The sequence below is a fragment of the Providencia sp. PROV_01 genome (assembly GCF_053098325.1).
Genome location: NZ_JBRFKD010000002.1, coordinates 3,095,918 through 3,113,103 on the forward strand (window position 1 = coordinate 3,095,918; position 17,186 = coordinate 3,113,103).

Below are 17,186 nucleotides of genomic sequence, written 5' to 3' on the forward strand. Positions count from 1 at the left end.
AAAGCCACCAGCGGCTAACTGATGGCTATTTAGAATATTCTTCTAGCTGATTTATCAGGGTTTCATTAAAACCCCGTGAATTTTGATACATGACTCTTTTTACTCAATATAAAACTCTATCAATGCTACTCAATGAATAGCATTTGTAGAATTAAATAAAACTCTCTTATATTTACCTTAACTGAAAGATCATTTTAGTTATAATATGAACTACCGAAAATTAGCTATTAGCGCATCTATCAATATCATGAAATATTATACTGCCGACAGAACTAAACTTATAAAAAAAGGGGATATATTTGACCTTTACACTAAACCACGAAACCTTCCATCCGCCATTACCGCAATAGATGAAAGATTTTGCAAAAAAGCAGAATTAAAATCTTATCTATCAGAATTTTTTCCATCTGGAATTTCATATCATGGTATGCAATATTTACTAGACAACAAAAATCTTATTTCTTCGGGCTATGCAGAGCCATTAATTACTTTATCCCCAGCAATAGAAATCATCTATGAAACAATAAGACGGAGCGAGTTCCCAGATAAACCATCTAGAATGACTTGTGCTTATGCATGTCTAACCATTCAAGATGCGCAGAATTACTTTAACGATGCTAGCCTTCCTATATTTGAAATATCTACAAATAAAAAATACTTTATAGCAGACTCCTCCTTACTTAAAATAGGGTCTAATCACCTATCAACATTAGTTATGGCTAGAAAGTATTGGTCAGGTTCAACATCTGAAGATCCACAATTAGAAGTCCTAATTGAATGTCCTGCTGTGATTGGCGAAAGAGTGGCATAAATTACCGCTTACCCTAAGATTACCTTAACTCAATTGCTCCAATATCTGGAGCAATTCTTTGTTGTTCAATTTCCCGTATTGCTTTCTTGTCGGGCTTTTAGTAAGGATTTTTCAGCGTCACTCTTTATTGCCGCTTTGATTATCGAAGCAATAGCAAAGAATGTAGCAAGTACGAACCAGCCAGAATAAGCAGCAAAAGCTACATAAGCCACATTGGTTAATACATCATAAGTTCGCCATGCCATTGATTGGTGCTTGTAGGTTTTTGCGAATTTATCTTTATCAACGAAGATAAGTAATATCCCCATGACAGCAAATAGCCACCCTGTGAAATACCCGATATTGGTTAGCCCTTCATTGTTCAGGGTCAACCCAAAATAAAGTGATGCGGCAACGACCACATCAATGAGTATTGCTAGCAGTCTCGCCTTCATCGTAAACACTCCGTTCTAATGTGGTTTTGGGTTATTTTTTTCTACTTCAATATCTCTAATGCCTTTTAATTGCCCGTTAGCCTTATCAAGCGCTGCTAACAAGTAATCAACCCAAACTACCGCTTCGCAATACGTTAAAGTTTGGGGGGTAACGGTACTAATACTGGCTGAGTTAATGTTTCCGGTATCGGTGTACATTGACCTAAGATTATCGGTGTATTTGAGCAACCTATTAGCAATAGACTGAGGCACAGGCAAATCACAAGTAGGCTCTTTTTTAAGAATCGTTCTGTATTCAATTACTCTCTCCTGTGATTTAACTTCTGCCTGAATACCATAACGGTATGCCGATGTAGCTATTTGATTGAATCGATTGAACTCAAGTGATTGCTTGGCAATGACACGGCTTTTCTTGATATTGTCATCTTTCAGTAATGAATTGTTTTCATATTCAGTAACAGCCCACCAGCTCACAGCAAATAGCGCCAGAAATAACCAGAATGAATTATCGATTTTCATAAGTTCACCTGCTTACCTCGGTAGTGATCTAGGGCTTTTTGGCAACGCTTTTCTAAACTTACCTTGTCAATACTGCAGGTATCGTCTCTGAGTACATATACGCCAGTTGCCAAGTAGATGGGGAATCCGATAAAGAATAAAAGTAAGCCGAGTCGAACTTTCCAAGGCATACTGCATTTTCTATCTCCCTGCGTGTTATTAGGCCTTTCCACTCTTTACCCCCTGCATAAGTCCAGCGTTTTAATTCATTGCAAGCACCAGCGATATCGCCTGCATTCAGTTTCTTTAGCATCGTAGAACGTGCAAAAGCACCCGTGCCCACGTTGTAAGCAAAGGAATAAATAGCGGCTCGGGTGTTATCGTCGATATCAACTTTGATTAGAGGGTCTACGCCCTTTCTGACTTTGCTGAGGTCTTTTTCAAGCAAAGCTAAACATTCCGACTCTGTGTAGGTTTTGGTGGGGATAATGTCAGAGCCCGTGTGCCCAAAACAAACCGTGGTAACATTCACAACATCTTTATAAGGTTTAGTTTCCATGCCTTCAAAATAAGCAATCATGCTTACAGTCAAAGCAAGTAAGCCACCAGCGGCAGCCATTTTTATTTTATTTGGTATTTTTGCCACTGTTAGCCTCTCTTAATTTGAATTCTTTCCGTTTGTAGTACCAATTCACCAAGAAGGTAGCGACAGTGCATATAATCCCGATGAGCACCGCCCATTGGTCTAGAGATAATGCCCCTGCTGCTGTAGTAATTACTCCGAGAGCATAAGAAAAAGGGCTTGAGTATTTTTCGTGCATACGCATATCCACCCCCTTCGGAGTGTTCCGTTAATTATGGTTGTAGGGATTTCTGTTTTTTCGCCCTCATTTGAGGGGATAAAAGAAGAAGTGAAAGAAGAATTACAGCATCAATCGAACATAGTTTTTGCCATACGACCAGTTTATTTGGTCATAAAAAAATAGCTTCTTAAATAATCGATGCTGCCACACTCCGTTTTCTTTGCCATATTTAATAAATAATGGAATATCACGAAGTGCATTATAAAATATAGTCGCGTGGTCATATCCCATTACGGTAATATCAATATAGGTTTCATACCTTTTGACGTAGCGATCATCCACCATTAGCTTAAATATATACTTCATAGCTTGGTAGCCATCGGCTTTTTTGTTGGCCCTCTCAATTACAGCCTTTCTTTTTTCATTGGCTATATAAGCATCGTTAACAGCCTTTATTTCATCGATAGTCATATAAGCCCCTGAAAAAAAAGAAAAGGCTACTAATTCGTAGCCTCTAATTATTTATTAGCTTTTTATCATCGAACGTCCCATGGGGTTTCATCCAATTCAAAAACTATACTGCTATCATGGATTTTGTAACAAACGCTCTTGAGTACATCATGATCTTTATTCAAATCACTACAACCAGCATAATAGGAAACCTTGGCTGAAAATGAAAAATAATCTGATTCAATTTGTTCCACTAACAAAGAATCATCGCAGTAGCAATATCTCGGATCGTCAGCAGCGAAATCACTTAAAACATAATTTTCAAAAATTGACTCGTTATTCTTAATTAATTGTCTAATTCCATCTAAATCATTAGGGGCTATCTCACCTAACGGAATTTTATATACTCTATTCATATAAACCTCTAATCTGATATAACACTCATCACTTATATCATTTTTAAGATTGTACTTCTGTGGTTATAGTTAGATTTTTGTAACTGCCTGATTTAGCTCAGGCAAGCTGTTGTACGCCACTACAACTATTGACGCGGTTTATTCTGCTCTATCTCTAACTTTGTTTGTTCGAAACGGTCTGTTTCTAGCTCAACACCGATAACACGACGATTAAGTTTTAATGCCGCCTTTATTGTGGCGCCAGAGCCCATAAAGAAATCAGCAACTACATCACCCTCACGGCTACTACTATTGATAATGTGTTCCATCATTGCTGAAGGTTTTTCACATGGATGTTTGCCGGGGTAATATTGAACGGGTGGATATACCCATACATCGGTATAAGGAACATCTACTGTTACAGTAAACGGACGCCTTAATAGTTGGTATTGCTGAGATAACTCATGATATTCACGATTTAGTAGTTTTTGTTCACTAACTAAATCAGCGTGCTGGCGGCTTAATGGATTGTCGCTGAACTGTTTTACTGCTACTTGGTTAAATAGCTCTTGTAGCTTCAAGTAGTCTGATTCGTTCGGTAATTGCCATTGACTATAGCCAAACCAATGAGAAGCCATTTGCTTTCCAGTGGCCTGATGTATTTCCTTTGCCGTTATGCCTAATGAATCTCTTGCTTGCTTAAAATATTCAATCAATGGCCTCAGTGTATTTTCTTTCAATTCTCTGCGTCGCTGAAGATAACCACTGCTTTTCCCCTTGTAAGGGCTTTGATAGTGTTCAGCAAACAAGATCCGCTCTGTCGCAGGGAAATAACTTCTCAGGCTTTCTTTGTTTTGTCGTCGCCATGGTCCCGATGGTTTAGCCCAGATAATATGGTTAAGCACATCGAACCACTCACGCACTAATAATTCCGTATCAGCCGCAAGCTTTGAACCACAAAACATATATAAGCTGCCGTTTGGCTTCAGAACACGCCAAAATTCCGCAAGCATTTCATCAAGCCACGATAAATATGTAGTGACGTTTTCCCACTGATTATCCCAATTGCATGACTTAACCTGAAAATAAGGTGGGTCAGTTGCAATTAGGTCGATACAATTGTCGGGAAGTGTCTTTATGTAGCTAAGTGAGTCATCATTGACTAAATTGATACTGTTTAAATTCACAGTGTTTTTCATAGATCAGGGAAACCTTTTTTGATAAGCTTCACTTGCTTTGTGCACATAAGCAGTGGGCTTTAGTTTGTCCGTGATCCGTTCTCAACGGGCGAATGGCTGGAAGGTGCTACCAACACCCACCAGCCGCCCATTTTCACAGTGCTAGATATTTTGAAATGTATTTTCTTCGATGTTTTCTTTGATTAATCCCGCTATCGCTAGTTGCGTTAATATCAACTGACAACGTGATTTTGCTAATTCTGTATAGTCTGAGATTTCTTCTATTGTCGCCCACCAGGAGTGCGGAACAACCTCTAAAACTATCTTTGCCTCTTCTGTCATATCAGTCTGTTTTAACATGATATTTTCAAACCTTTGGTCAGTTATTGTGCATAACTACACATGTACCTCTGACCAATCGTAACAGCAAGTTCTATTTGCTTATAAAGCAAAAAACCCCGCACAAATGGCAAGGTTTCATTCTATAAGTTCGGTTACAACGTATTCACTCTTATCACAATACCAACATTTTTGCGTACGCGTTAGTTTTTTATTACAATCACCAAACCCAAATTTTATTAATGGATTATATATGAACTTTTCTGAATCTAAAAAAGATGGAAATACAAAAAAATGCTTAGTAAGAGCGTTTAAAGTTAACACGTCATCTAATGATGTTCTTTTTAATCAAATTTCTAATTCAACTAAATTCATCCCTGATACAGTCATCAAAATAAGTAAAGATAAACATTTAAAATTAAAAGAGTTCTCAACAGCAAATAATTGTCATTATTTGCACTTTGCCTTATACAACCCAAAAGAACAAGTTTCTATAACACCAAGTACTAAAAATAAAAGTGATTTATTAGATGTTGAAAATCTTGATAATTTACATGCTTTCTTGTTAGTAAAAAATAATGACATTGCATCTTTAATGCAAATATCAACTAATTGGTGTGAAAATAAAATTGCTACAATTTTTGAGCAATTTGGAATTACAATTACTCCAACACCTATTTTAGAAAAAACCGTTGTTGCAAAAATTAAAGAGCAAAAACTGAGAGCATTACACTTAGATCTTGCAGTTGATGAATCTGACTTTGTTACCACTCCAAAATTTTTAGAGTCAATCTTTAAAAAAGAACCAAAGACAAAAACAAAAGGAATTACAGGACATCTTAAAATTGATGCTGCAGGGAATTTAGAACTGGCTCAATCGATAGAAACAGACCCATCTAAATGGGTTAGCGAACTGACTTCCGATTTTTACATTGAAACCAAAAAAGGTGAAAAAATATACGGTGATGATATGAAGCTAACCAAAACCTACTATACTGTTCCATATGGCTCGAAATCCATCAACGCTAAATATGCCAAAGAAATTCTAGAAGATTTTGCTGCAAAAGAGTTATAATGCAGAGAAATGGAGGGGCTAACATGTTTAAAAATTTTAACGTCACAGGAATATTTGTAACAGCATTAAATATTTTAGCCTCAGCTGCTTTTTCTTATTTTCTAACTTATAGCTTAACAAACAACACTGATGCACTAAATCTTGTCGCCAATGTGTTTTCTATTCTTTCTGGTTTCTTACTATTAGTCATAACAATGTCAGGTGAGAACTCAACAGTAATGAATGGACTTTCCTTGCTTGATGAAGCAAATCAGGAAAGACGTTTTTTAATGAGATTTACTAAGTATTATATGTTGTTTTTACTTTATATACTAACCCTTGCCTTGATTTTTATTTTTTATCTACTATCTAAAGATAAAAATAACACAAGCGAATATTTTTTATTTGCAAGATCTTGTATTGGTTATGCTATTTCATTTTTAACCTGTTTTTCTTTTATTCAATCCACCTTTATCCCTTTAAAAATAAAAGCGTTGTTTAAAGAAAAAAGAGATTTAAATAAAAAATAAGCCGCATTGCGGCTTTTATTTCCATCAAACTAAAATAAAGCATAAACAACCATTTATAAATCCCATCGCTGATTGTAGCTCTTTTCTTATTGTTCCATCAGCACATTTTCTTTTTTTAGCAATTGAGCGTAAAGAAACACCACCTACAAAGTGTGCAATGATTAATTCGTATTCTTTTGGCTGAAACTTTTTTAAACAAGCTATACAGCTATCTAAAAGAATTCCTTCATCATCATCACATTTAGGGCGTGATTTTTTTGTATCTATTAATAACCCATTGAATCCAGCTGCTATAGGCTTCCAATCTACACCACTATTATCGGATGCTGCCCATGCTCCCCATAGCTCTAATCTGGTTTGAATATCTCTCATATAATTAATCTCCACTGCGCCGCCATTACCCAAATACACCTAGACCAATAGACCTATCTAGAAAACGAAATAAAAAAACGATTTGGCTTCCATGCTCCCTATCCCACTCTTTCGGATCCTTATGCAACTCGCTGTGGTGAACTCGACACAATGGAATCGTGAATAAATCATGTGCTTTTGTACCTATCCCGCCTTGCCCATAGCCAATTAGGTGATGGGCATCATCTGCCGTAGCACCACAGACACAACAAGGTTGCGATTTTACCCACTGTAAGTACTTCACACTTTCCCAACGCTGTAGCTTTGGCTTTTTCATAAAGCTTGCTGGCGGCTCAGGATCTACTGATAAATTTAAGACGCTCTTTAATGACTCAATTTCATTCAATGTCTTGCTGTGGTATTGCTGAGAAAGCTGAATAAGTCCAGAAGGCTTATGATTTAGATCTTCAGGTAATGTCATCAGTAACATTCGCCCATTGAATGTGTTTAAGTGAGCTCCTGGTCTAAATATCACTGCTCCAATTTCTGGAACTATGATCGGTGTGAGTATCCATTTGTAATTCACGCTGTTTCTCCATGCATGCTAATAGTGATTTCAAAACGCCCACCTTTCACTACCTCACACCACTCCATTTCTACGCGCTTAACTTGATCATCATCTTTCCAAATGCCTGCATGAGTTAACGCATCAAATGGAGCTTTTAGATAATTATCAATATCTCGACGCTGCCGCGAGGGTGGATACATCTTCACAATGACTGATACATTTTCAGTAATTAACTTTGGCCTTTTTCGTAATTGTTCATAGACTGCAGCTATTGCATTAGCACGAAATTTACGACCTGCAGCACTGATTAATGTTTTCCCGTTAATATTCCGCCAGCAGGCATTTACACTCGGAGGAAAAGGTAAAATAAACGTAATAGATTTATTCATTAACCGATGCTCCTAGTTCAATAAGCCTATTTTTTGATACATGCGTTACTGTTGCTTTAGGGGCAATGAATGGACGCCAAATAAGAAACATGGACCCTTTACTATTTCCTTTTTTTTCTTTACCTGTTTTAGGATTAATAAAATTGATTCGTCCATCAGTAATGATCCTCACCTCATCAACACTTTTTAATGCTAATGAGTACCAGGATGTAGATTGATCAGCAGGTAATAACATCACAACTGCTTTGTTTTGCTTTACACATTGTTCAGCTGCTTTTTCAATCCATGGTTTCGGGTTGCTGTAAGGTGGGTTACACCAGATGGCTCCATAACTAACCCAGTCATTTTTTAAAGCATCTTGCTCTAATGTCAGAAAGTATGCGCATAATGCATTTTGTTCATTGGCAGCTGCATCAAGCCAGAAATCGAACTCAAGAGTTAATGCGTCAAATAGCCACACTGGTGTTTGCCAGCAATCTTTATCTTCAACAGGTGTTTTGCTTGAATAAACTATTGTCGTCACGCTGCCACCTTCCTACTTTTATGTTCGAAAACTAACTCTCTGACTTCACAAGCACCGACTAAAACATCGTTAAAATCACCCGTGTCAGGCCAACGTACGCTAACCAACTCAACATCGTTATTGGCCATTAAATTTCGATTCGCGCACTCAAATGCAGCTGCATGACCTGTTGCACTCCAATCGGTATCAGCAAACACAATCAAGTGCCTAACACCTTTTGGCGCAATAAATTTAGTCATATGATTGGCATTCATCGTTGACCATGTATTGACGTTATAAATTTGTTTACATGAAAGGGCTGTTTCTATCCCTTCAGCGACGCCTAATGTTGATGCAACAGGGAACATGCGGATCGCAACTGACTCGGCATAATCAAGATATTTATCATCTTGTAATGAATTCATTTTCTTAGGCACGGGAACAGGGGCTTTCTTAGCGCCATTTAGATATGTTCTATGCAAATAACAGGCTTTACCTTTGCTATCTGTCGCAATCGCCCACATAGCTTGAAAATGCTGAACTCCACCAGACAATCTAATCGGTTGATTTTCACAAAACCGAACACTTTCAGCTGGCAGAGAAAACACACCACGTTCTTGCAAATACAGCGCCGCTGAAGTGTTTTTCAAATCAGGCATACCTGCGAAACATTTAATCAATTTGTTTTGATAGTCTGCTTTTGTTGTATTAACTGACTGTTTTGGCGCTTCTTTTTGTCTGACATTTCCAAGTAGCTGATCTACTTCATCAGCCAACGTTTTAAACGCTTTCCCCTGTGTTCTTTCGAGTAATTGAAATCCGGTACCGGCACTACATTTGCAAATGTAAGTACCCCGACCATCTTTATCATCAATTCGAAATTTGCCCTTCTGCTCACAAATAGGGCACTTGCCTTTAAAGTGTTTTCTTCCTGTAATTGGAGGGAGGCCATAATGTGCAAATATCTTTGCCCATTGCCCATGTGCAGCATCAATAGTATTCACAGTAATGCCCCTTGCTGAGGTTGAGATTTTAATTTGCTTCTAATTTTGTCGACTTGTTCACCAGATTTTTGTCTGGCCTTAACATATTTAATTTGCTTATGTTTGATGTAGTTGCTGACCTCTGGCGTTAATTCTTGTGGAGTGTCGTGCATCCCTCGCGGATAACAGCCAAATTTTTCTTTGTATGTGTTCGCTACCCAACCATCACTTAATGGCTTGCCTTCGGTAGCTCGAATGTTTTGGTAGTATTTGAGTTGAGAGTAAAAGCTTTGCTTCTCTTGTTGTGTGTAGACCTTTGGTTTCTTGTTTAACTTTTTGATATTGCGAGAATCATCGACTTCAATATCTTCACCAGCCAAAGGCTTAAATCCACATTTAGGGCACACATAAACGCCTGCAGGTTTCATGTAGTGGCAAGATGTGCATTCTTTGGGGGTTTTCTCAGTTTTTACGATTTCGCGGAAGCTACTAGACTCTTGCATTCCATCAGTTTTATCTAGTAACTCGTCATATTCGATGTCATCAGGGAACCCTAAACGAAGTACTGAACCTGAGTGGTCAAAAATAATACATTTATCTTTGCCGTGAGCTTTTCTAAGTCCGCGCCCAATACACTGAACCCAACGAATTTCTGATTTAGTCGGACGCGCGTAAATGATGCATCGAACATCACTATCAAAACCCGCAACGAGTGTGCCGACGTTAACAATGATCTTAGTTGCACCCTGCTCAAATCGGTGAACAATAACTTGACGCTCATCATGCGGTGTATCTGCCGTGATAATTTCGGCATTCACTCCAGCGCGATTGAATGCAACAGTGACGAAATTCGCATGGCTGACGGTGACACAAAAACAAATAGTTGGCAGGTTTTCACCATTTGCTAACCAGTTATCAACTACATCACCAACAAGATCCGCACCGGACATAATCTCTGCAATTTCAGCCTCTTTATAATCTGTACCAAACTCTCGGCTACGTGCTGTATTTACTTTCGATAAATCAGGTTTAGTGGGCGCATAAAATTCATACTTGCTGAGGTCACCACGCTGAATTAATTCTTTCATCGTCGTCGGTTTGATCAGTGTTTCGTAATATTTGCCAAGGAATGGAGAAAAAGGGGTGCCAGATAACCCGATCACCTTAATTTCGGTATCACGAATAACCTCTAAAATTTTCTTACGACGAAGATGAGCCTCATCAATGATTAATAAATCGATGTTGTCTGGAAATTCACGGCGAATGAGGGTATCTGCTGAAGCAATTTGAACGAGTTTTGTAGGATCATAATTTGGATGGTCAGCCCACACGAACCCGATTTCTTCCATAGGAATTCCATATTCCTGAAAACGTTCTGCTGTTTGAGCTATCAAAATGGTATATGGGGCACAGAACATAACTCGCATACCACGCTTGATATAACCATTTGTGATAAATGCCGCTAGCCCGGTCTTACCACTTCCCGTTGGGCTATAAATCATGAATGTGCGGTTTTGTTTCCAGTTTTGGCGCAACATAGCTAACCCGCGCTCTTGTGCAAAATTTGGTGTGATATTTAACATCCGACCCTCTCTTAATTTGCCATGCCAAGGACGAAGCCTTTTCTCAACAATTCACCATCTAGACGTCTAAGCGGCTGGTGGCCTTTTTGTAAAACGCACAGTGATCTGTATTAAAGATCTTGCCCTTCCTTGGCAGTGCCTTCCCCTACACCCCTTTCAAAGATCACCCCCCTTACCCCCCTAGAAAGTTTTCCCCTCTTCCCCAAAATAACAAACAGACGTCCAGACATCTTTAGCTCTAAATCTTTGGTTATCGAGTTACTGCTAGAGGTTTTGATGCATACCCTTGAATCGATCTTGATAAGCGCCTAACAAACTCTCTCAACCGGGCATTTGCTTCATGCCGCGCTACGTTATCTTTTTTGTATGAAACGGGCTCTATATCCCAAAACTCTTGATAAACATTTGAGTAAGCCACCAGCGCCCTATTTCTAGAGCTTGGTGACAGTTGTAATAACATTTCTTGAATCCACTTAGCGTCATCAGGAAAATAGTGCTTAGGCATCGGTATGTTGTATGTTCGATTCATTTGCTAATCGCTCATGCGTATATGGGATACTTGGGTCGTAGTGGCATAAAATTGCTACATCTTCAGGAACACCAAAACGCTTCCATTTCCCAACTGCTTGACCACTACGGCTTTTGCCTTTTAGCGGGTAAGCTTTCCCAATGGCCGTATTTGTTTTGTAAATTATTTTTAGGATTTCATACAGATTCATACAAACCTCTTGAAAGTTTTCTTTCGTTAAATCATATTAAAAAGAAACCTAAGTTTCAATGTTTTTTGATATATTAGTTTCGGGATAAATTTTAGAGGTGAGAAAATGAGCACATTTGCAGAAAGATTACTTGAACGACGAACTGAAATGGGGATGTCTCAAGATGAGCTAGCCAAATTAACGGGCGTATCAAGAGTAACAATAAGTAAGATTGAGCTGGGGGAATCACAAGATACTAGGTCTGCAAACCTTTTTAAAATTGCAGCAGCCCTAAAGTGTTCGCCAAAATGGTTACTTAGTGGAGAAGAACCAATATCTGAACCTTCCATAAAACTTGATAACAACGTTTCAAACCCTAGACCTTATAGGCCGTCACCTAAATACCCAGTTTTAAGCCTGGTTCAAGCAGGCAGTTGGAACGAAGCATGTGAAGCCTATACACTAGACCAAATTGATGAATGGTATGAATCAGAAGTGCATGTACATGGATCTGCATTTTGGCTTCGAGTCGAGGGCGACTCAATGACAGCCCCCATTGGGGTAAGTATACCTGACGGGTCGTTAGTGCTGGTTGATACAGGCAGGGATGCAATTAATGGTAGTCTAGTCATAGCTAAGCTAACAGACTCAAACGAAGCGACATTTAAGAAATTAATTATCGATGGAAATAGCCACTTCCTTAAAGGGTTAAACCCTTCTTGGCCTATGTTATCCATTAATGGGAACTGCAAAATAATAGGTGTAGTTGTTCAAATGATGATGCGTTTTGTATAAACAAAATTAAGTATGCCCGCCAACTAGAACACCTCTTCGATGTATTCAATTAACCAGCGAAAGCTGGTTTTTTATTTCCGAAACTTTTCTTTCACTTTTCTATTGACACAAAAACCACCTTTGTGTAACTTAGGTTTCGAGAAACATAAAATGAGGGACACCTAATGAACTTTTCGCAAAACAATACGAAAGTATTGCAACTAAACAAGCAAGTGGCCACTTTATTATTTTGTGCGCTTGAATCTAGTTCAACTCAAGAAATTCAATCTCTAATTGAAATGGCTATAGAAAAAAATGAATTAGCTAACACCATCATAAAAAATGAGTCAGAAGAAATAGGAACTACTAGTACTGTATTAACAGCATTAAAAAATAGAGTACATAATATTAAACCTCAAAACTCTTTCGCTGAACGCCTAAAATTGGCTCTCAAAGAACAAGGTATGACACAGGCGAAATTAGCCAAAAAGATTGGGGTATCTCAGAGTACTATTAGCGCATTAGCTACAGGAAAGAAAGGTGGTGACCTTGCTATTGAAGGTATTATTGCCGGAGCTCTAGATGTTAGCTCTTTATGGCTAGCACATGGCATAGGCGAAATACATGGTGTTGATTTTTAACCAATAGCAATGAGGCTCAAAAAATGCCGACTATACATTATGCGCCAAATCCCTCAGCACCGAAACCTGATATACGTACAGTTAGTACGACTTTCACTTATCGTTTCTGGACTGAAAAAGATGGTAAATTTCTAAAGTTATCTACAACTGCAAATACCGAAGAGGAAGCAATTAATAATTTAAATAACTTTAAGTCGCATTGTGTATTGTGCGCTCGTATACCTACTAATTAAATAAAAATAACTTTTCTATTTTATCAGCGTCAATGCTGAGGGATTAACTTTATCTAAATATAGGAATTGAAATGTCTGAATATGAAGAAACCGAAAATGATATCGCTGATTTTGATGATACAACCATTCGCTCTACTCATTATGTAGATGATGGACGTGATTGGACTGCTCGTATTATTCACGGAATAAAACAACGTTGTTATATAAGAATGGGTATTTGTCCTCCTATTCCGCCAGCACCACAAGTTATAAAGCCAAAAATAACAACTATTAAAAAGAAAAAAAGAAAAAAAGAAAGAGAAATAAATCAAGCATTAAGTGAACCTTCAAATAACAAATTTACTTAATTGGAATAATTATGAAACAACAATATATTGAAAAAAGGTTTTCTTCTGAGAGTTGTAATTTAATTCATGTCATTAATGATATTGTCGATGATTATCAGGCTGAAGGCTACACACTTACAACTAGACAGGTTTATTATCAATTAGTGGCTAGAGATATTATTGAAAATACTCTTAATAGCTACAAACGTATTGCTGGACTTATTAATGATGGAAAATTAGCTGGTGCTATTGACTGGGACGCACTAGAGGACAGAACGCGAGAATTTAAAACTCGTGCTCACTGGGATGATCCAGCAGATATAATCATGGCTGGCGCTAATCAATATCACGAAGACCTGTGGGATAATCAGAAACACCGTGTGTTCGTTATTATTGAGAAAGAAGCCCTTGTGGGTGTTTTAGAGAGGTTATGCCATCGCTATGATGTCCCTCTTCTAGCTGCTCGAGGATATCCAAGTGGTACCGTATTAAGAGAATTCGCCAAAAACCATCTATTACCAAATATGACTCGTAGTATTTTCTGCAAGATACTTCACTTAGGTGACCATGACCCCAGTGGGATTGATATGACAAGGGATTTGAAAGATAGACTTGATTTGTTCAGTGAAGTCTATAGCGATATTCATGTTCACCGAATAGCTTTAAACATGGACCAAATAGAAGAGATTAACCCACCAGAGAACCCTGCCAAATCTACTGATGCGCGTTTTGCTGGGTATAGGGCCTTATATGGTACATCTAGTTGGGAGTTAGACGCTCTCACTCCTTCATATTTAAATAATTTAGTTGAAGGCCATATAAAAAATTATATCGATGATTTTCACTGGGAACGAAAAGTGGAAAAAATATCAAAAATACAAAAAAGAATAAAAGACTTCGCTAACAATTTTGATAATAGGAAAGATTAAATTATGTCTATCACACCTGAATTTGATGCTGATTTAGAATTAGAGGAAATACATGATAACCGTGCATTCGGAAAAGTTTACTCTGATAAAAAAAGACGATTCCCGAATGGATACAAAATATACACATCAGAAATTTTAAATATAGATACTTATTTAACTGATGGCTATATAAAAACAGTCAAGTCAGTTTATAGAATTATTACGTGAGGCAAACAGTGGCTAATAAATATAAATGCCATGATTGCGGTGAGGAAATGAAGATAGTTCCAAAATATAGCGAATTATCAAATCGCCACGGATTCATGATTATGTGTCCACACTGCCATTATGAGGCTGGGTTATTTGCAACTATTGAAGATGCTGAAATTATTATAAACAGTAATTTATCGCGAGGATTAATGACGATGAGCGAAAATAAAAAAATGAACAAGAAAATAAAAGTAAGCACTGGCGCATGGCAGAAAGATTTAGAAATGGTTATCACTGTTATCGATGAAGATAAATTCAAAACTCAGTGTAAACAAATTAATAAATTCTTTTGTGATGCAGAGTATAGAGCTAAAAACTACGGAAGCCATGAGAAAGCTGGGTTTGCAATGTTCTGTGCCGAGTGTTTTCAACAGATAGCATTTAATAACTTCAAAGATGAAGAGTGGCTAACTGAACAGTTCGATTGGTCTAAAGATAAAGGAATAGAAGGTTACCCTTCACTGGATGACATGGGTATTCGAATCGATGAAATTGAGCCATGGTTTATTGATTATGACGAAATAGAAATAACTGACTGGCCTTTGGTTTAAAAGCCCACCAGCTGAGGATCATCATGAATATTAAGAATCTTGTGAATATAGTTAAAAATGCTGGAAGCCACCCATCTGATATCGCTGAAGCAGTTCTATTAGCTGGTTATAAAAAAATTGATTTTACCATTGAACAGATTATTCAAATGACAGCCGACCAAACCGCCACATGTATTTATCTGGGCATGAAACATGATGCCCTACCAAAGACGGTGGATGATTTAGCAAAATATCATCTAAGTGGATTAATTGAAGAAGCTAGTTGGATTGGTACACCTGAAGAAATCGCTGCTGAAGTGTTAAGAAACGGGTACAAGAAAGGGGGTGATAAGTGACTCTTGATAGCGCATATATGACAACTAAAGATGTATGTGAGCATCTACGAATTTCATCAAGAACCTTAGACAGAAGAAGAAAACGTGAGGTATTGCCATTTCCTGAACCTGACTGTAGTTATCAAGGCTCTGAAAATAGATGGTTTAAATATAAAGTTTTGGAGTGGCAAACGAAAGATTCTGAATTAAGTAAAGTGAGACACAAATGAAAATAACGCCCCTACTTTGGGGCGAGTTTAGTTATTAATTCTAATTTATCCCACCACTTTTTATAAGCCTCTCTCATTTCATTCATATAGCCGTATTTATCATAAACCCCCCATACCCCGGGTAATTTATGACCTAACATTGTTTCTGCAACATGAGGAGCTGTGAGTTCAGAAAAATTAGTTCTAGCTGTTCTCCGTAAGTCGTGCATTGAAAAGTGAGGAATTTCCACCCCGTAGTTCTTTGAGACAAACCTAATGATATTTTTAGGGAATGTTAGATGGAAATTAAATGCAGCGTAATCTTCGCCTGTGTTGAATAAAATATCATAGTCGGCTATTGCAAAGAGTTCTATTATCGTTGGCAGTATTTCAGGAATAATTGGCCTGATAAGTGGCTGTCCAGTTTCATGCCCTGTTTTGTGGTTTTCTGCTGGTACAATCCAATGCATTTTTTTAAAATCGAAATCAGCTTTCTTGGCTAATCTAAGCTCGCCTACCCTGCACGCGAAAAACGTACAAAGTTTTACGAACAATGCATTTTTCTCAGTCATCCTAGATTCATCGCATGCCCTAAAAATATAATGCAATTCTTCATCAGATAGCGTTCTACTACTATGTTTTTTCTTTATCCCAAAATCCTTTGGGCTAATATTTGTTAACGGATTATATTCCAACATATTCCGTTTTCTTGCCCACTCATAGCAATTGAAGGAGCAATTTATAACCCTTTTTGTTATCTCGGTATACTTTTTGGATAATTCATCAAGAAATGAAACCCATATTTTTGTTGTTAATTGTTCTGGTAGGTATTTACCTAACTTTGGGAAAACATGAATTTCAAAACTTCTCATTACTAAATCAGAACTTATTTTATTACTAAAGTGAATTGAGTGCCATTGTCTAAACAAATTTTCAAATTTTCCGAGCGATGCTAATTGCTCAGATTCCATTGATTTGACTAACTTCGGATTTTGTCCTTCACTTAAAACTCTAGACCAATACAAAGTTTTTGATCGGGCTTCTTTTAGTGACATGATAGGATATTGACCGATTGTCATTTTATCTTGCTTGCCTGCAAACCTATAACGATAAAAAAAAGAAATCACCCCATTTTTAGATATACGAACCCATAAACCGTCACGGTCTGATTTTTCTATTACAGAGTCATTTTTCTTTCCATGATTCGCCCGAAGGAAAGTATCAGATATAGCCATAACCCCTCATTTGTTGTAATCGTCCAGTTTTGATGGACACATTGGTGGACACATTCATTATGTCTTATGTTGACTTTAGGTGTCTATAGTTGTCTGAGGTTATTTTATATATGTATTTAAAATCAACAAATTAAAACAATATCATGGCTAGAGCTGGCT

At 37.6% G+C, this 17,186-nt stretch carries 27 protein-coding genes; 11 read left to right on the plus strand and 16 right to left on the minus strand.

Features of this window, described 5'->3' with window-relative positions; translation table 11 throughout:
• Positions 1-205: 205 nt before the first annotated feature.
• The gene (locus ACU696_RS15090) at positions 206-811 is read left to right on the plus strand and encodes a DUF2441 domain-containing protein (protein WP_447343149.1); all 606 of its coding nucleotides are present in this window, start codon (positions 206-208) and stop codon (positions 809-811) included.
• Positions 812-876: 65 nt separating this feature from the next.
• Here ACU696_RS15090 and ACU696_RS15095 read toward each other — a convergent pair whose 3' ends face one another.
• The 8 genes from ACU696_RS15095 to ACU696_RS15130 form a co-directional block, all read right to left on the minus strand.
• A complete protein-coding gene (locus tag ACU696_RS15095) occupies positions 877-1,245 on the minus strand; it encodes a hypothetical protein (RefSeq protein WP_447343150.1) in 369 nt (122 codons plus the stop codon).
• Between the two features lie 15 nt (positions 1,246-1,260).
• Positions 1,261-1,764 carry a hypothetical protein gene (locus tag ACU696_RS15100; RefSeq protein ID WP_447343151.1) on the minus strand — a complete coding sequence of 168 codons (504 nt, stop codon included), beginning with the start codon at positions 1,762-1,764 and terminating at the stop codon, positions 1,261-1,263.
• Between the two features lie 58 nt (positions 1,765-1,822).
• Complete coding sequence (locus ACU696_RS15105; RefSeq protein WP_447343152.1) at positions 1,823-2,389, minus strand: lysozyme; 567 nt, start codon at positions 2,387-2,389, stop codon at positions 1,823-1,825.
• Positions 2,370-2,570 carry a phage holin family protein gene (locus ACU696_RS15110; RefSeq protein ID WP_109913315.1) on the minus strand — a complete coding sequence of 67 codons (201 nt, stop codon included), beginning with the start codon at positions 2,568-2,570 and terminating at the stop codon, positions 2,370-2,372. Before ACU696_RS15110 ends, ACU696_RS15105 begins: the two co-directional genes overlap by 20 nt.
• 96 nt (positions 2,571-2,666) lie before the next feature.
• Positions 2,667-3,017: a hypothetical protein gene (locus ACU696_RS15115; RefSeq protein ID WP_447343153.1), complete on the minus strand. Its 351-nt coding sequence runs from the start codon at positions 3,015-3,017 to the stop codon at positions 2,667-2,669.
• A 65-nt stretch (positions 3,018-3,082) separates the two neighbouring features.
• Positions 3,083-3,412 (minus strand): hypothetical protein, encoded by a 330-nt coding sequence (locus ACU696_RS15120; protein ID WP_447343154.1) that lies wholly within the window; start codon positions 3,410-3,412, stop codon positions 3,083-3,085.
• 125 nt (positions 3,413-3,537) lie between these two features.
• Positions 3,538-4,590 carry a DNA-methyltransferase gene (locus tag ACU696_RS15125; protein WP_447343155.1) on the minus strand — a complete coding sequence of 351 codons (1,053 nt, stop codon included), beginning with the start codon at positions 4,588-4,590 and terminating at the stop codon, positions 3,538-3,540.
• 141 nt (positions 4,591-4,731) lie between these two features.
• The gene (locus tag ACU696_RS15130; protein ID WP_447343156.1) at positions 4,732-4,929 is read right to left on the minus strand and encodes a TrmB family transcriptional regulator; all 198 of its coding nucleotides are present in this window, start codon (positions 4,927-4,929) and stop codon (positions 4,732-4,734) included.
• A 232-nt stretch (positions 4,930-5,161) separates the two neighbouring features.
• On the opposite strand from ACU696_RS15130, the gene ACU696_RS15135 reads away from it, so the two are divergent.
• Positions 5,162-5,983, plus strand: coding sequence for a hypothetical protein (locus tag ACU696_RS15135; protein ID WP_447343157.1), 822 nt, complete (start codon positions 5,162-5,164; stop codon positions 5,981-5,983).
• A 23-nt stretch (positions 5,984-6,006) separates the two neighbouring features.
• Complete coding sequence (locus tag ACU696_RS15140; RefSeq protein WP_447343158.1) at positions 6,007-6,492, plus strand: hypothetical protein; 486 nt, start codon at positions 6,007-6,009, stop codon at positions 6,490-6,492.
• Between the two features lie 24 nt (positions 6,493-6,516).
• Here the strand turns inward: ACU696_RS15140 and ACU696_RS15145 are convergent, their stop codons facing one another.
• The 7 genes from ACU696_RS15145 to ACU696_RS15175 form a co-directional block, all read right to left on the minus strand.
• Complete coding sequence (locus ACU696_RS15145) at positions 6,517-6,864, minus strand: antiterminator Q family protein (protein WP_070930085.1); 348 nt, start codon at positions 6,862-6,864, stop codon at positions 6,517-6,519.
• A gap of 25 nt (positions 6,865-6,889) precedes the next feature.
• Complete coding sequence (locus ACU696_RS15150; protein WP_447343159.1) at positions 6,890-7,429, minus strand: DUF968 domain-containing protein; 540 nt, start codon at positions 7,427-7,429, stop codon at positions 6,890-6,892.
• Positions 7,426-7,800: a RusA family crossover junction endodeoxyribonuclease gene (locus ACU696_RS15155; RefSeq protein WP_447343160.1), complete on the minus strand. Its 375-nt coding sequence runs from the start codon at positions 7,798-7,800 to the stop codon at positions 7,426-7,428. Before ACU696_RS15155 ends, ACU696_RS15150 begins: the two co-directional genes overlap by 4 nt.
• Positions 7,793-8,314, minus strand: a complete 522-nt coding sequence (locus tag ACU696_RS15160) for a phage N-6-adenine-methyltransferase (protein ID WP_447343231.1) — start codon at positions 8,312-8,314, stop codon at positions 7,793-7,795. Before ACU696_RS15160 ends, ACU696_RS15155 begins: the two co-directional genes overlap by 8 nt.
• 5 nt (positions 8,315-8,319) lie before the next feature.
• A complete protein-coding gene (locus ACU696_RS15165) occupies positions 8,320-9,306 on the minus strand; it encodes a DUF7146 domain-containing protein (protein ID WP_447343161.1) in 987 nt (328 codons plus the stop codon).
• Positions 9,303-10,868, minus strand: a complete 1,566-nt coding sequence (locus ACU696_RS15170; protein ID WP_447343162.1) for a DEAD/DEAH box helicase family protein — start codon at positions 10,866-10,868, stop codon at positions 9,303-9,305. The genes ACU696_RS15165 and ACU696_RS15170 overlap by 4 nt, the downstream gene beginning before the upstream one ends.
• A gap of 497 nt (positions 10,869-11,365) precedes the next feature.
• A complete protein-coding gene (locus ACU696_RS15175; protein ID WP_447343163.1) occupies positions 11,366-11,587 on the minus strand; it encodes a hypothetical protein in 222 nt (73 codons plus the stop codon).
• Positions 11,588-11,692: 105 nt separating this feature from the next.
• Here ACU696_RS15175 and ACU696_RS15180 point away from each other — a divergent pair, with 105 nt between their 5' ends.
• From ACU696_RS15180 to xis, 8 genes are all read left to right on the plus strand, one after another.
• Positions 11,693-12,361 (plus strand): LexA family protein, encoded by a 669-nt coding sequence (locus tag ACU696_RS15180; protein WP_447343164.1) that lies wholly within the window; start codon positions 11,693-11,695, stop codon positions 12,359-12,361.
• Positions 12,362-12,525: 164 nt separating this feature from the next.
• Positions 12,526-12,981: a helix-turn-helix domain-containing protein gene (locus ACU696_RS15185; RefSeq protein ID WP_447343165.1), complete on the plus strand. Its 456-nt coding sequence runs from the start codon at positions 12,526-12,528 to the stop codon at positions 12,979-12,981.
• A gap of 304 nt (positions 12,982-13,285) precedes the next feature.
• Positions 13,286-13,561 carry a hypothetical protein gene (locus ACU696_RS15190; RefSeq protein WP_447343166.1) on the plus strand — a complete coding sequence of 92 codons (276 nt, stop codon included), beginning with the start codon at positions 13,286-13,288 and terminating at the stop codon, positions 13,559-13,561.
• 11 nt (positions 13,562-13,572) lie between these two features.
• A complete protein-coding gene (locus ACU696_RS15195; protein ID WP_447343167.1) occupies positions 13,573-14,469 on the plus strand; it encodes a hypothetical protein in 897 nt (298 codons plus the stop codon).
• Between the two features lie 3 nt (positions 14,470-14,472).
• The gene (locus tag ACU696_RS15200; protein ID WP_447343168.1) at positions 14,473-14,676 is read left to right on the plus strand and encodes a hypothetical protein; all 204 of its coding nucleotides are present in this window, start codon (positions 14,473-14,475) and stop codon (positions 14,674-14,676) included.
• Positions 14,677-14,723: 47 nt separating this feature from the next.
• Positions 14,724-15,269, plus strand: coding sequence for a DUF2528 family protein (locus tag ACU696_RS15205; protein ID WP_447343169.1), 546 nt, complete (start codon positions 14,724-14,726; stop codon positions 15,267-15,269).
• Between the two features lie 23 nt (positions 15,270-15,292).
• Positions 15,293-15,604 (plus strand): hypothetical protein, encoded by a 312-nt coding sequence (locus ACU696_RS15210; RefSeq protein ID WP_447343170.1) that lies wholly within the window; start codon positions 15,293-15,295, stop codon positions 15,602-15,604.
• A 17-nt stretch (positions 15,605-15,621) separates the two neighbouring features.
• Positions 15,622-15,813: an excisionase Xis gene (gene xis / locus ACU696_RS15215; RefSeq protein WP_272669109.1), complete on the plus strand. Its 192-nt coding sequence runs from the start codon at positions 15,622-15,624 to the stop codon at positions 15,811-15,813.
• An 11-nt stretch (positions 15,814-15,824) separates the two neighbouring features.
• On the opposite strand, the gene ACU696_RS15220 is transcribed toward xis, so the two are convergent.
• Positions 15,825-17,027: a tyrosine-type recombinase/integrase gene (locus ACU696_RS15220; RefSeq protein WP_447343171.1), complete on the minus strand. Its 1,203-nt coding sequence runs from the start codon at positions 17,025-17,027 to the stop codon at positions 15,825-15,827.
• Between the last annotated feature and the right edge of the window lie 159 nt (positions 17,028-17,186).